14 protein-coding genes and 1 other RNA gene are annotated in these 13,839 nt (G+C 37.9%); 7 read left to right on the top strand and 8 right to left on the bottom strand.

The window, feature by feature from the left end; translation table 11 throughout:
* The first annotated feature begins 211 nt into the window (after positions 1–211).
* Entirely contained in the window at positions 212–1,717 is a 1,506-nt protein-coding gene (locus DN064_RS05785; protein WP_115461678.1) for a phosphatase PAP2 family protein, read from the top strand.
* Between the two features lie 2 nt (positions 1,718–1,719).
* Here the strand turns inward: DN064_RS05785 and DN064_RS05780 are convergent, their stop codons facing one another.
* Positions 1,720–2,154 carry a cupin domain-containing protein gene (locus DN064_RS05780; RefSeq protein WP_115461677.1) on the bottom strand — a complete coding sequence of 145 codons (435 nt, stop codon included), beginning with the start codon at positions 2,152–2,154 and terminating at the stop codon, positions 1,720–1,722.
* A 74-nt stretch (positions 2,155–2,228) separates the two neighbouring features.
* A complete protein-coding gene (locus tag DN064_RS05775; RefSeq protein ID WP_115461676.1) occupies positions 2,229–2,837 on the bottom strand; it encodes a hypothetical protein in 609 nt (202 codons plus the stop codon).
* Between the two features lie 176 nt (positions 2,838–3,013).
* On the opposite strand from DN064_RS05775, the gene DN064_RS05770 reads away from it, so the two are divergent.
* Positions 3,014–3,523, top strand: a complete 510-nt coding sequence (locus tag DN064_RS05770; protein WP_115461675.1) for a hypothetical protein — start codon at positions 3,014–3,016, stop codon at positions 3,521–3,523.
* A gap of 4 nt (positions 3,524–3,527) precedes the next feature.
* Here the strand turns inward: DN064_RS05770 and DN064_RS05765 are convergent, their stop codons facing one another.
* The gene (locus DN064_RS05765; protein ID WP_157962248.1) at positions 3,528–4,040 is read right to left on the bottom strand and encodes a GrpB family protein; all 513 of its coding nucleotides are present in this window, start codon (positions 4,038–4,040) and stop codon (positions 3,528–3,530) included.
* Between the two features lie 309 nt (positions 4,041–4,349).
* Here DN064_RS05765 and DN064_RS05760 point away from each other — a divergent pair, with 309 nt between their 5' ends.
* Complete coding sequence (locus DN064_RS05760) at positions 4,350–4,817, top strand: hypothetical protein (protein ID WP_157962247.1); 468 nt, start codon at positions 4,350–4,352, stop codon at positions 4,815–4,817.
* A 546-nt stretch (positions 4,818–5,363) separates the two neighbouring features.
* On the opposite strand, the gene ssrA is transcribed toward DN064_RS05760, so the two are convergent.
* Positions 5,364–5,759: a transfer-messenger RNA gene (gene ssrA, locus DN064_RS05755) on the bottom strand.
* Positions 5,760–5,865: 106 nt separating this feature from the next.
* Between ssrA and DN064_RS05750 the strand changes: the two genes are divergently transcribed.
* The gene (locus DN064_RS05750) at positions 5,866–7,074 is read left to right on the top strand and encodes an NAD(P)-dependent oxidoreductase (protein ID WP_115461672.1); all 1,209 of its coding nucleotides are present in this window, start codon (positions 5,866–5,868) and stop codon (positions 7,072–7,074) included.
* A gap of 6 nt (positions 7,075–7,080) precedes the next feature.
* Here the strand turns inward: DN064_RS05750 and DN064_RS05745 are convergent, their stop codons facing one another.
* A complete protein-coding gene (locus tag DN064_RS05745; RefSeq protein ID WP_198659405.1) occupies positions 7,081–7,392 on the bottom strand; it encodes an EthD family reductase in 312 nt (103 codons plus the stop codon).
* Between the two features lie 110 nt (positions 7,393–7,502).
* Between DN064_RS05745 and DN064_RS05740 the strand changes: the two genes are divergently transcribed.
* On the top strand, positions 7,503–7,862 hold the full coding sequence (locus DN064_RS05740; protein ID WP_115461670.1) for a DUF1801 domain-containing protein: 360 nt from the start codon (positions 7,503–7,505) through the stop codon (positions 7,860–7,862).
* On the opposite strand, the gene DN064_RS05735 is transcribed toward DN064_RS05740, so the two are convergent.
* Positions 7,859–8,617 (bottom strand): META domain-containing protein, encoded by a 759-nt coding sequence (locus tag DN064_RS05735; protein WP_115461669.1) that lies wholly within the window; start codon positions 8,615–8,617, stop codon positions 7,859–7,861. The genes DN064_RS05740 and DN064_RS05735 overlap by 4 nt on opposite strands.
* Entirely contained in the window at positions 8,607–9,425 is an 819-nt protein-coding gene (gene kdsA / locus DN064_RS05730; protein WP_115461668.1) for a 3-deoxy-8-phosphooctulonate synthase, read from the bottom strand. Before kdsA ends, DN064_RS05735 begins: the two co-directional genes overlap by 11 nt.
* 117 nt (positions 9,426–9,542) lie before the next feature.
* Here kdsA and typA point away from each other — a divergent pair, with 117 nt between their 5' ends.
* Positions 9,543–11,342 (top strand): translational GTPase TypA, encoded by a 1,800-nt coding sequence (gene typA, locus DN064_RS05725; protein WP_115461667.1) that lies wholly within the window; start codon positions 9,543–9,545, stop codon positions 11,340–11,342.
* Here the strand turns inward: typA and DN064_RS05720 are convergent.
* Positions 11,339–11,944, bottom strand: coding sequence for a class I SAM-dependent methyltransferase (locus tag DN064_RS05720; RefSeq protein ID WP_157962246.1), 606 nt, complete (start codon positions 11,942–11,944; stop codon positions 11,339–11,341). The genes typA and DN064_RS05720 overlap by 4 nt on opposite strands.
* A gap of 50 nt (positions 11,945–11,994) precedes the next feature.
* On the opposite strand from DN064_RS05720, the gene DN064_RS05715 reads away from it, so the two are divergent.
* Positions 11,995–13,800, top strand: coding sequence for a glycosyltransferase family 39 protein (locus DN064_RS05715; protein WP_115461665.1), 1,806 nt, complete (start codon positions 11,995–11,997; stop codon positions 13,798–13,800).
* Positions 13,801–13,839: the final 39 nt, after the last annotated feature.

Below are 13,839 nucleotides of genomic sequence, written 5' to 3'. Positions count from 1 at the left end.
TTGTATGGATTGAATTTTAGCTTTGTCTATACAATGTAAGAGTTTTTTTCAAAAAGTTAGATTAATTAACAATAGGATTCCGCAGATTGTATTGAGTCATTTTGTTCTATACACTATAAAAAGAATTTCTAAATACATTAGAGACTAATTATGACCATTCTCATAAATTCCTTAATTTAGAATTGCTAACATTGCCTTAAAACCACACCACATGCAATCTAAAATTACCTTTCTCATCCTTGCCCTCATTGTTTTTTTTAATAGTTTCTCACAGCAGCAACTCGACTATGGAGAACATTTTTTTGTGGAATACCAGTCCATAAAATTGCAAAATAATATTGTAGGAGACCTTGGTATCATGACCTCTGGTGAGGGCTATGATCTGGATTTAAAGCGCCAAAAAGAGGCGGTAGGAATTTTTAATGAGGTGCTGTTACAACAGCAAGACCAGAAACAAAAGTGGTATGCGACTGATACTGGTGCATCTTTAATTGCTTCGGGGGCCTTAATTGGGTTGGGCTTATTTACGTACAAGGATACTGGGTTTTTAAACAGGATTGACAACTATGAATTTATACAACGGTATTTTCCAAACTTTGAAAATCATTTGGATGATTACACTCAGTTCATACCGTACATAGGGGTTTATGCATTTGACGCCTTTGGGGTAAATAGTAAGCATAAGACCTGGCGTAAAACAACAACTATGGCCACCTCCCTGGCTTTGAATTTAATCGTTATTCAAACCTTAAAATATACCATCGCCGAGCCACGTCCAGATGGTTCTGCTAATAATTCATTCCCTTCTGGTCACACGGCAACCGCTTTTATGGGAGCGCATATTTTTCATAAGGAATATGGCGAGCGCAGCCCATATTACAGTATTGGTGCCTATATACTTGCTGCTATTACTGGGGTATTTAGACAGTTGAATAATCGCCACTGGTCTTCGGATGTATTGGTTGGTGCTGGATTAGGAATTTCTTTAACAGAATTGGCCTATTTCCTTAATGATAACTGGTGGAAAGAAGATGGTAAAAATGAGATTAATTATGCGCAAAAGAAGGATGCCAATTATAACAAACCAGCCTTTCTGGGTGTTAAGGCCTCCTTTGCTCAGCTATTAGATGGGAACGAAGATTTTGGTTTAATTGCTAAAACAGGATTTGCTATGGATCTTGAAGGAGCCTATTTCTTTAATAAATACATTGGAATTGGTGGTAGTGTTGGAATACAGTCCTTTCCGCTGCAAGTAGATCCCAGTATAACAAATCAATTTCAAAATGAAGGCTATGATATATTGGCTCAGGCTGTTGGTTCCAGTAAATATAGTGTTGGTCCCTATTTTCAATTGCCGTTTAATCAAGGAAAGACCAGCGTTGGTGTGAACTTCCAATTTGGGTATTCCTCTATTGCCGATACCAAAGTGCAGTTAATTCCAATTGGTGAAGACGTTACAGATGAGGATGTTATAGACTATGCTATTTTTATTCCAAAAGGTGGTAATGTTACTACAAGTGAATTCTATTTCAGACATATGCTGTCAAAGCAGTTGTACATAGGTCTTTATGCCAACTATAACCATATAAACACGGACTTACAGGTGAGAGTAATTGATGATATCAATGCATCCGAACCTACCTATACAACAGAAAACTTTAAGGATACCTTTCATTCTTACAATGTTGGAGGTCGTTTGGGTGTGATGATCTGGTAAAATCAGCCTTCGTAAATATCATACTCGGCATTGACTTGGCGAATAAGATCTTGATCTTGAAAATCTATATCAGACATAGTCGATAGCTTCTTTAGATATTGATCAAAACGGCCGTTCTTAAAAATGGTGAGCATTTTACCACCTTTCTCGCATTTGGCTGCATGCCAGACGTTGGGTGGGGCTGTAACGGTGTCTCCAGCATGGGCGATTACAGTTTCATCATCAAAAATAAACTCGACCTCTCCTTCCAGAATGTAAAAGGTTTCTGTCATGATTTTATGATGATGACGCCCCAGGTAAAATCCTGGTTTCAACAGATCTTCAACAAAACACAACTCGCCATTAGTTTTTAACGACGATAATTTAACAAAACAATGATCCTGAGAATAGTTATAGTTTTCGCCCTGTCCTGATTTAATAACTTCTTTATGGGTCATAGCTAATCGATTTTGGTGTATTAATAATAACTTTGTAGTTCATCTTTTATACCTACGTTTTAATGTCTAATGCACTAATAGATAATCATATTTTTGGGATCAGTTTGAAATGAAGCAACCGTTGTACCTTCATCAGAAAACTGCACCATTCCAATAATTATTTCCTTGGTTTTTTTCTCACCATTTGAATCAATAAATTCCAGATTGATACCGACATTTAAGTACGGGTTACTGTCCACTTCATCTTTGTTGTTTAATGCGATATATTTCTTCAGAATTGTATTATCGATTACCAATTCTAAGCTCATGAATTCGACATAATTAGGTTCAATAACTTCATTGATATTAGTACTACACCCAGAGGTATACAAGGCGGTATTTTCAAGATTGAACATACCATCATAGCAAATACCTTCTGTTAAAGATTTATCAGCTGATAAAAACGAATACCAACGCGTAAAGGCCACTGGATTGGTTCCAGAATTTAAAAGCAATACATCAATATCTAGTTTACGACTTAGAGAATCATTAACACTAACTATTTTTGTATTACCTATTTGAAGACTCGTAACTTGGTAAAAAAACTGAATGTAAATAGTAAATAAGGTGGAGATAAGCGCAATAGTAGCAATTAAGATAGACAGCTTATCAGCAGGGCTTAATAAAAATTTAGATTTAGGCATGTTCGTAAAATAGAGGTGTGGAAATAGGTTGTATCAAACAATTTTTAGCAACTTGAGCATTGAGAATTTCTTGATGATTTAAAAGTAAGAATAATTATATATTCTAAAAAGAGTGGTACTTCCACTTCCTAATTCAAATAGTTAGTTTAAATTTCGACTGCGTTAAATTCGTCATTATGAAATTACTTTTAGCTCTCGTAATCGTACCTGTTATTTGCTTTTCTCAAACGGAGGACATATCCTTTGCCAAGCTTGATACTCCTACCATGTTTGTTGGCAAAACTAAAAACGGCATTAAGCTTCAGTACCGTTTGGATGGCAATATTAAGTATTACCGTATGACCTTCCCAGTATATGAATCCGATCCTGCACAAGGGGAGGGCTATATGGATTTTGAGGCCAACGATGCGCAGATTGAGGGTCTACGGGTTCATATGGTTAAATCCATTACTAGCGTGTTTGACAAGACCGATTATGAGATTGGTACCTATGTAATGGAAATGTATACCAATAAGACTGAAAAATATGGTAAGGAAAAAACCCTTGGCAAGACCAGCGTTACCATATTGCGTCCAGATGATGGGCAACCTACCGAGAAGCTGAAATACAATGGTAAGATCCAGGAAGGCTATTTTACCATTACTGAAACGGAGGTCAATCGTTTATTCGGTCGTTTGCAATTTTAATGAGTTATGAAGAGCCCATTGCTTTCGCTTCAATGGCTCTAATAAATTCATTTTTTGCCTGGGCATAGTCATTGCCGGTGTTCCAGTCCTTTTTTGATAATTCTAGTTTCAGATCCTGATACTGCTTTCGCGTGACTTCATGGGTTCTCAAATAATCTCTAAATAAGAGGTGACGTTCCCAGAATTTAGATCCTAATTCAACCATATGAACATGGTGGGAAGTATGACCATTTTGAGATTTTGTGAAGAACCGGCGTTCTGGCATTTGGTCTTCATATTTTGAGATGTACTGATAGCCGATGTTTTCCAGGGCTTGAATATGCTGTGATACCTCTTTAAAAGAGGGGAGTCCCACCATGATATCAATAAGGGGTTTGGCAGCCAACTCTGGAACTGCCGTACTACCAATATGTTCTATGTGCACCAAATCATCTGCAATGGCTGACTTTAATACTGCCTGTTCCTTAAGAAAAAGCTCCGGCCATTGCTGATTGTATGATACAAGTTGAACTTTCAAAATATGGACTCAATTAATACCTATTAAAGTGCAAGTATCTTCCTTATTAAAAAAGAAACGCAAAGGATTGAATTTATGCACTTAACAAGTTGATAGCAACCGCCCAGGCGCATAATAGAAGCAATGTAAACACTAATTTTCTCATCGTACAAAGTATTGAGGTTTTGTACTTGCAAAATTAGCGGGGCTAATGGTCTAAGTGTATGACATGTAGTGTCTTAAGTCATTAAAGAATTTATAAAAAAGTATTTGATTTTTGATTGAAAGAAAAAGTTTACATTTATGCAGTCAATCATATCAATTACTAATATGAAATCTTTAAGAATCACCCTAGCTTTTTTGGTGTTGGTCTCTTTCACTTTGGTTAATGCTCAAAAATTAGAGCTCCCAATTACTGGTAAATATCAAGTAACAAAAAGAGTCAGCACTTTAATAGATTCAAATACGGGTGAGTCTAGTTATGAGATGTTAGACACTTCCGGTACAATTGAAATAAATAAACTATTCATTACTAAAATTGAAGGAATGCCTAATTCTACATTCGATTTAGAATCAGAATTTACTAGTCCAATAACATATGTAACCCAAAAAATTACACCAATTGATGAAGATGATTTTATTTACTCCCTAGAATGGCATAATAAAAATTATCCAGGTAATTCAATTAAGATTGAAATTAACAAAGTAAAGAATCACGTCTTTGGTCATTACATACAGTCAATTCTACTCGCTGGCGTAGCGAATACTCATACATTCTATTTTTTAGGTAAAATTTGAATTATGATAATAGCCTTCATCATCCTATTAATAGCATCGCTGATTTTATGGCTGTTACGGTATAAGAAACTTGCTAAGTTAGCCTTAGTTTTTGCAATAGTAATCTTGATTTATATAATAGTAATATACTTTTTGGTGATCATCGAGATACCAGCATACGGAGTTTAATCCTTTTCAAATTATTGTTAAGTTAAGTCCTAATGAAAATTGCCTAGGCTTATTTCTATTTAAATATCATTAAAGGTTTTTAAAGCATTGTTAATCAAAATAACTTCGTTCAATTGTTTAGGGACGAGGGATTAACTGTGTTGTTCTCTAGTGAGTCCAAAGTTGCAAATACAACTGCCTGTCTGTTCCAGACAGGTGTCTCGAATATTAGAAAGGTTGATATTTGAGTGAGGGATTAACTGTATTGTTCTCCACCGTCTCCCATTCTGTAAATGTAACTTCACGTCCTTGCAGCCCCGACGTCTATAAACAACAAAGTGCATTCAAGTTATCTTGATGCACTTTTTATGTTTAAATCCGTAACGAAGTTACGCTTAATTGTGGAGTCGGGGAGAATCGAACTCCCGTCCAAACAAGGAACCAAAGGGCTTTCTACACGTTTAGTTTTTTATTGGTTTTCGATACCAGACCGGTAAAAAACAACCTATCTAGTACTTAGCTTCTTAATCTCGAAGCTGAATCGAAGCGCTACAGCATCTTAGTTAATTTTTACGATGCCTCATTAAAGAACGCCACTAACCAAGGCTTTCAGGAGACATTTAGCTTGCGCACCTAGTGCGCCGAGGCTTGAACTTACTATAATTCAGTTATTAAGCAGCTAAAGCGTAGTTATTTTCGCCGTTTAAAGTTTGACCTAGCCTTTTACGTGTCTCAATGTCATTACACGACGTGCTTACCATTTCATTCATCTTGCTGTCAAAACCAGTCGACCCCAATATGTTAAAGACCTTAGAATTAAAAGGGCAGCGAAGTTAGTAAAATCTTTGCATATGGCTTTAAATCCTAGTATTTTCGTGCAAATTTTGTACCAGACTTCCACATGACATTTGCCATTATTACCGAGCGAAAAAATCCACCAGATCGCCGGGTTGTTTTTTCACCTGAAATGCTGGTTAAGGCCAGGGAACAATTTCCTAAAGCACGCTTTATTATTGAAAGATCAGCCATTAGAGTATTTCCGGACGCGGCCTACGAAGCGCTTGGTTTTGAGGTCAAGGACGATGTGTCTGAAGCCGATGTCATGATTGGCGTAAAGGAAGTACCTCTAGAAAATTTAATTCCTGGGAAGAAGTACTTTTTCTTTTCGCATACCATAAAAAAGCAACCGTATAACCGTGGCCTGCTTCAAGAAATTCTTAAACAGAAGATAGAATTGTTTGACCATGAGACCATTGTTAAATCCAATGGGGCTCGCTTGATAGGTTTTGGAAGGTATGCTGGACTCGTTGGGGCTTATAATGGCTTTAGAGCGTTGGGATTACGTGATGACTTGTATCAATTACCTAAAGTAGAAACCCTTGAAGATTTAAATGCAGTTAAAGCCGAATTGGATAAAATCACCGTTCCCAATATCAAGATTCTACTATCTGGAACTGGTAAAGTGGCCTATGGAGCTAAAGAGATTTTGGATCATTTAGGTATTAAAGAAATTAAGGATGCCTTATACCTAACGGCTGATTTTACCGAGCCTGTGTACTGCATGATTGATGTGATGGAGTACACCAAACGCAAAGACGGCAAAGTAGGGGACAAATGGGAATTTTTTAAAGATCCATCGGGTTATGAAAGTAATTTTATGCCCTATACTAAAGTCACCGACTATTTTATTGCTGGCCATTTCTATGGGAATAATTCTCCTTATTTTTTCACACGTGAGGATGCCAAAAATCCTGAGTTTCATATCAATCTGGTGGCCGATATCTCTTGTGATATTGATGGTCCTGTGGCTAGTACCATAAGACCGTCTACGATTGCTAAGCCTTTTTATGGTTATGATCCACAGACCGAAACAGAGGTGGCTTTTGATGCAAATGATGCCATTACGGTCATGGCCGTCGATAACCTACCTTGCGAATTACCAAAAGATGCCAGTGAAGGATTTGGTGAAACCTTTTTAGAGCATGTGATTCCTGCTTTTTTTAATGGGGATAAAGACGGTATTCTAGACCGTGCTCAAATCACCAATGGAGAAGGGAAACTAACCTCCAGATTTGATTACCTGCAAGAGTACGTCAACGGATCTGAATAAAAGTTACTAGACGTAGCTAACTGTATTTCCAATTAGAATGGTTACTCCAGAGGTGGCAAAGTGTGCCAGGTCATCTACAGTAGCCTGTCCTTCAGGGGAACTCATAGACTCATTCATTTGTTCTTCACTGGTAAAGTAAAGTTCGGCCATTAAGTGGTGGTCACTCGCTGTACCTCCCGGGCCTCTGATGATTTCCGTTAACTCAATGCGCGAAATGCCTTCAATTTGATTGACAAGGGGCATGTGTTTTTCTTTGTAGTACTTGTCAAAAGCGGTTTTATCTTCTGGATTGTTGTAGAGTACGGTAACTTTAAACATGATAGAAATAGTATGTATTGAAATTTTGCAAGGCTAAATGTAATCAAACTGAATGATATTATCCAAGACTAGCACTAACTGGACAAACGGATTATTATATATTTAATGCTATGAATCCTGCAGAGGCTTACATTTTAAAACAACCCGAACCTTATAAGTCCATTATGCTTCATGTGCAACTACTCATTGAACACGCAGCACCTGAGGCCGATATGATGTACAAATGGAGTATTCCCTGTTTTTATATTGGTAAAAAGCCCATCTGCTACATTAATCAAAGTAAAGACTTTGTTGATATTGGTTTTTATCACAGTAAGTACATGACCAAATATCAAGAACTAATGGTGTCTGAAAAACGCAAATTAGTGCGGTCCCTTCGTTATAAGCAGTTGGAGGATATAAATGACGAGGTCCTTTTATTCGTTATTGATGAAGCACGGCAACATGTGGATAAACCGCTCTTGGGTTAGTTGATCTTCTTAAATCGTAGCGTCTCGCGGTCTGGATTTGTTAGAATTAGTAGATCCCCTTCAATACTGTAATGTGTGCTGGATCGCAAGGCTTTTAAAAAATCCTCCTCCTGATTGGGAGGGGCACACAACATTCGCGTCTGAGCTATATCTGTAAACCGGATTAGATTCTGTTCTGTAAATAGGGATCCGTTGATCTGGTTGCAGCCACCAAAGCCTGCAAAACGTTTGTCCTCAGGTGTAATTTCAATCTTTGGGAGTTGCTCTCTAAAATTTTCAACAGAAACCGCTTCAGTCCATAAGCTTGACAATTCCCATGTACCACTGGTTTGATCATCTAAAAGATAGGTGCCGCAACCATTGAACTGAGTAAATTCTTTATCTATGCCTCTTTTAATCTTTATAGCTACCTCATAATCCATCACAGAATCGTTGCATGGGCCTTGAGCAATGCGAACATCCAATGTTCCAGACTCAACTTCGACTCTGTAGTTCTTAATGTTTGCGTCTGCAACTCTAATGGGTTCAGTAGTTGGCGTTATAAAAGACTCGAATCCCAAAGAATCTGATCTAAAACGTATTTGGTCTTCAGTGATTTGCAATTGCCATTCGTCTCCAGAACCTTTGAAGAATACATCATCATTTTCTTGAACTGAAGAAACCGAAGAATTAGATGCCTTCTCTGCATCCTGATTTTTGCAGCCATACATAAATGACAGAATTAATATGCCGATGATTCTAAGCTTATAGCCCATTGATGGTTTTTCTTATGGCTACGAGATTTGACAACAAGCCTTCCAGCCTGCTTAAGTCCAACATATTAGCGCCGTCACTTTTGGCATTTGCTGGATCAAAATGTGTTTCAATAAATAAACCATCTACATTGTTGACAACCCCTGCGCGAGCAATGGTTTCAATCATTTCAGGACGACCTCCAGTAACTCCTATGGTTTGGTTTGGTTGTTGAAGTGAATGGGTAACATCCAATACCGTTGGCGCAAATGCCTTCATAGTTGGGATACCTCTAAAGTCCACAATCATATCCTGATAGCCAAACATGGTCCCTCGATCTGTAATCCAGGCGTGATTATTTCCAGAATCCTGAACTTTTTTAACGGCGTGCTTCATAGCCTCTGGGCTCATAAATTGCCCCTTTTTGAGGTTTACCACTTTGCCAGTATTGGCAGCAGCCACCACTAAATCCGTCTGGCGAACCAGAAATGCAGGAATCTGAAGTACATCTACATAGTTGGCTGCCAGCGCCGCATCTGAAACTTCATGAATATCGGTAATGGTAGGGATATCAAAGGTTTGTCCAACTTTATGAAGGATTTTCAATGCTTTTTCATCCCCAATTCCGGTGAAGCTATCAATTCTACTTCTGTTGGCTTTTTTAAAACTTCCCTTAAAAACATAAGGTATGCCCAACTTATCGGTAATTGTGACAATCTGTTCGGCAATTCTTAAAGCCATGTCCTCCCCTTCAATGGCACAAGGACCGGATAAAAGGAAGAATTGATTTTTGTCTTGGTGTTTGATATTTGGAAGTGCAGAATAGTCCATGCAAATGTGTGCTTGAAATTAAGGTGCAAAGATAATTTAAATTACAGATAAATCGTTTAAATGAGCCTAATAGCTAAAATTAAGTGTACCTTTGCGCGCTTAAAATCAGCATCGTAAATGGCTCAGATTAAAAACATTGCAATTATTGCACACGTAGATCATGGTAAGACAACTTTGGTAGATAAGATTATGTACCATTGCCAATTGTTTCGTGATAATGAAAGTACTGGCGAATTAATCCTGGATAACAACGACTTAGAGCGCGAACGTGGTATCACCATTACTTCTAAAAATGTGTCCGTAACCTACAAAGGGACTAAAATCAATATTATTGATACTCCTGGTCACGCCGATTTTGGGGGTGAGGTAGAGCGTGTTTTAAACATGGCCGACGGAGTGTTATTACTGGTCGATGCCTTTGAAGGACCCATGCCGCAAACACGTTTTGTTCTTCAGAAAGCATTGGATCTGGGATTGAAGCCATGTGTTGTAGTCAATAAGGTTGATAAGGAGAATTGTACTCCTGATGAGGTTCATGAGGCTGTATTTGATTTAATGTTTGAGTTAGGTGCTGAGGAATGGCAGTTGGACTTTCCTACCGTTTATGGGTCTGCTAAGCAGAATTGGATGAGTGAGGACTGGACCCAGCCAACAGATTCTATTGAGCCCCTTTTAGAGATGGTCATTGAGCACATACCGTCTCCAAAAATTGAAGAAGGATCCACGCAAATGTTGATTACCTCATTGGATTATTCGTCATTTACAGGAAGGATTGCCATTGGTCGTCTTCAAAGAGGCGAGTTAAAGGCGGGTATGCCTGTGTCTTTGGTAAAACGAGACGGGTCTATAGTAAAGTCTAGAATCAAAGAATTACACACTTTTGAAGGTTTAGGACGTAAGAAAGTGGAATCTGTAGAAGCAGGTGATATCTGTGCTATTGTTGGACTTGAAGGATTTGAAATAGGAGATACCATTGCTGATTTTGAGAATCCTGAAGGACTAAAAACCATTGCTATTGATGAGCCTACCATGAGTATGCTCTTTACTATTAATGACTCTCCATTTTTTGGTAAGGATGGAAAGTTTGTAACCTCCAGACATATTAAAGAACGTCTTACTAAGGAGCTTGAAAAGAATTTAGCCCTTCGTGTTGAAGAAACAGACTCTGCGGATAAGTTTATGGTTTTCGGGCGTGGTGTATTGCATTTATCTGTTTTGATAGAGACCATGCGTCGTGAGGGTTACGAATTACAAATTGGGCAGCCACAGGTTATTATCAAAGAAGTTGATGGTGTAAAATGTGAACCATTTGAAGAAATGACCATTGACCTCCCAGAAGCTGTATCTGGAAAGGCTATAGAGCTTGTGACTATGCGCAAGGGTGAAATGACCAGCATGGAGGCCAAGGGTGATCGAATGGTTTGTAAGTTCATTATTCCATCACGAGGAATTATAGGACTAAGAAATAGTTTGTTAACCGCCACTGCAGGTGAGGCCATAATGGCGCACCGTTTCTTAGAGTATCAACCTGTAAAGGGCGGCATACCAGAACGTTTAAATGGATCTCTTGTATCCATGGAAAACGGTCAAGCGATCCCTTATTCAATAGATAAACTTCAGGAACGCGGTAAATTCTTTGTGGATCCAGGTGAGGATATTTATGAGGGTCAGGTCATTGGTGAAAATTCAAGAGGAGATGACATGGTAGTTAATGTTACCAAAACAAAGAAACTATCCAATGTACGATCAGCTGGAGCTGATGATAAGGCTAAGATTGTCCCAGCCATTAAGTTTTCGCTTGAAGAGGCTCTTGAATACATTCAAAAGGATGAATATGTAGAGGTAACACCTAACCATTTACGATTACGTAAGATTCTTTTAAAAGAAGTGGATAGAAAACGCAGTAAAGCGCTTTAAGACGTTTCGCCGCTCATAATAAGCAGCGTGTAGGGTATATGAAAATAGGATTCCTCGATTGTTCGGTTGACCGTATCAAATTGAGAGGACATGAGTTTCGTATACTCATCAACAGATCTTACAAAATTTCCGCGATCGTTGTCGATTAAGAATTTAGAAATTTTGTTTTGATTGGGAATATAACAACCGTCCAGCGTTAACAGTTTACCATTTGGTTTAAGGATGCTTTTAGCCCATTTTATAAAGCTCAAACATTCCTTGTCATCCATGTGATGCAACACCCCTGTGGCAATAACGTAATCATAAGCTTTGCCTGATGGTAGATCAAGTTCTTTGAGCTTAGAACAAATAAACTCACCTCTATGCCCGTATTTGGCCTTCGCTTTTTCAATATAAATGGGGTCAATATCGACACCGGTATAGTCGAGCTCAGGTAAAAACTCAAGAATGTCACCCGGACCGCACCCAAAATCCAAAAGGCTTTGATTGGGATTAAGATCCAAATAGTCTTCAACAAACTTTCGTCGGGCGCGATACCCTCCAACTAGCTTTTGATAACTGGTATAAACAATTGGGCTTTTAAGTACCGTTCGTAAATCCATTGGGAGCATGACTTTGTAATCGTATAAAGGTAATTCAATTTTATCTGTGAATGCATTTCAAAATTGATATCTTCGACCAATTAAATGGCGGCATCGTGACTTCATTTCTTGATCAATTTCAAAATAAAAAAGCGGTTGGATTTACCTTTCTTGGTGTAATACTGATTCAATTGGTATTGGCTTTTCAAGGCCTGGATGTTTGCGATGATGGTTTTGCGGCGACCTTCTACCAGCAATTTTTTAATGATGCCGATTCGGTGGAATACAATTTTGTATACTGGTTGTCCGGGTTGGTAGGTGGTATTTGGTATGAACTGTTTCCCGGGGGGGGCATCTTATGGCTGCGCATACTAGCAATACTTGTGAATACCACAACCATGTATTTGGCCTATCAATTATTAAAACCCTTTATACGGCAAGACTTTTTATTGCTTGGTTTAATAATGACCTTATTCATAAACGATTTTGGTTATTTACTTTTTTACAACAATCATATTACTGCCTGTTTGGCCGTACTCAGCATGTTATTGATGCATCGTGGATTGGTCCAAAATAATTTGAAATACCTTTTTCTATCTGGACTGGTTATTGGGCTAAATGTATTTTCAAGACTTCCTAATCTAAGTCAATTTGCATTAATACTGGTGTTTCCAATGTGGTATGGCTTAAAAGATGGGGGTTTTAAAGCCATGATAAGGCCAATAAGTACTTTTAAGTTTGGTTTTTTTGGTGCATTTGGTCTTGTGGCATTGCTTCTCTTGCTACTTGGGCAATTAGATATAATGAAGAGGGCGATCATAAGTTTATTTGATATAGGAAGTACGGATCAAAGCTCGCATAATGTTATAGACCTTTTAAGAATTTATGTTCGTAATTACTTAAAAATCGGTGTATGGGCCTTGTTGGCATCTATGGGCATAGTAGGAGCTTTTTTACTAAGAAGCCGATTTAAGTTAGGTTGGCTTAAATGGCTGGGATTAGGTCTTGTATTGATCCTGTCATTGCTGTGGTTTAAGATTAGCTATATTCATGGGTTTTATGCTTTAGGTTATATTGGTGTATTTGGCATAAGATGGTCTGCTGCTCATAAGGAAATACACTTGATTTGTTTTATGGGATTCCTGATGCAATTCTTGTTACCATTTGGTAGCGGAGGAGGGATTACATCAATTGGGTATGCATCTCTTTGGTTGTCGTTGCCCTTGTTTTTTTATGTTTTACAACGTTGGTCTCAAGGTGATTCAGTCTTGAACCAAATACCAAGACTTGAGTTTTATGAACTAAAGTCCTTTAATGGTCAGCATTTTGTCCTCATGTTTTTCATCACTTTTATGATGTTGAAACTTTACAGTTGGTCTCAACAGGCCTATTTTGATTCGGGATCTCGATTGGATAAAACCTATTCGATAAAAAGTCCATTTGCCAAAGCTATATATACAACTAAGGAACGTGCAGATATCCTTAACGAAGTGTTAGAAGTATTACCCAATTATGTCCAATCAGCGGATTATCTATTAGTTTATGATAAATCACCCATGATTCATTTTCTGACAGATACCAAGCCATATATGTATAATTCCTGGCCGTGGATTTATGATTCCTTAAGTTTTAAGAAGAAGCTTTTCTCCGCTCAAAAGAATAGAGACGAACTTCCCGTTATACTAATGCAAAAATTTGAAACCATTGTAAAATTTTCAGAGCCGCGACCAGATTATTTATCAAGTACTTCTGAAAACTCCTATTATCATAACAACAATATTGCGGCCATAATGGAGGATTTCCTGAATAAGAACAACTACAGCCTGTCCTGGTCCAATAATTACTTCGATATTTACATTCCACCTAGTTCCAATTGAAAATCCCTCTAATTTCCGTTAATTTGTTATTGTAAGCAT

Source organism: Winogradskyella aurantiaca (genome assembly GCF_003362725.1).
GTDB classification, from domain to species: Bacteria; Bacteroidota; Bacteroidia; order Flavobacteriales; family Flavobacteriaceae; genus Winogradskyella_A; species Winogradskyella_A aurantiaca.
This window is presented reverse-complemented; position numbering and strand designations above follow the sequence as displayed.

Coding starts and splice junctions, on each gene's coding strand:
- DN064_RS05780 (WP_115461677.1), bottom strand. CDS start 2,154: ATGACCCATAAAGAAGTTATTAAATCAGGACAGGGCGAAAACTATAAC.
- DN064_RS05735 (WP_115461669.1), bottom strand. CDS start 8,617: ATGGGCTATAAGCTTAGAATCATCGGCATATTAATTCTGTCATTTATG.
- DN064_RS05720 (WP_157962246.1), bottom strand. CDS start 11,944: ATGGATTTACGAACGGTACTTAAAAGCCCAATTGTTTATACCAGTTAT.
- typA (WP_115461667.1), top strand. CDS start 9,543: ATGGCTCAGATTAAAAACATTGCAATTATTGCACACGTAGATCATGGT.
- DN064_RS05740 (WP_115461670.1), top strand. CDS start 7,503: ATGAATCCTGCAGAGGCTTACATTTTAAAACAACCCGAACCTTATAAG.
- DN064_RS05715 (WP_115461665.1), top strand. CDS start 11,995: ATGCATTTCAAAATTGATATCTTCGACCAATTAAATGGCGGCATCGTG.
- DN064_RS05745 (WP_198659405.1), bottom strand. CDS start 7,392: ATGTTTAAAGTTACCGTACTCTACAACAATCCAGAAGATAAAACCGCT.
- DN064_RS05750 (WP_115461672.1), top strand. CDS start 5,866: ATGACATTTGCCATTATTACCGAGCGAAAAAATCCACCAGATCGCCGG.
- DN064_RS05775 (WP_115461676.1), bottom strand. CDS start 2,837: ATGCCTAAATCTAAATTTTTATTAAGCCCTGCTGATAAGCTGTCTATC.
- DN064_RS05785 (WP_115461678.1), top strand. CDS start 212: ATGCAATCTAAAATTACCTTTCTCATCCTTGCCCTCATTGTTTTTTTT.
- DN064_RS05770 (WP_115461675.1), top strand. CDS start 3,014: ATGAAATTACTTTTAGCTCTCGTAATCGTACCTGTTATTTGCTTTTCT.
- kdsA (WP_115461668.1), bottom strand. CDS start 9,425: ATGGACTATTCTGCACTTCCAAATATCAAACACCAAGACAAAAATCAA.
- DN064_RS05760 (WP_157962247.1), top strand. CDS start 4,350: ATGAAATCTTTAAGAATCACCCTAGCTTTTTTGGTGTTGGTCTCTTTC.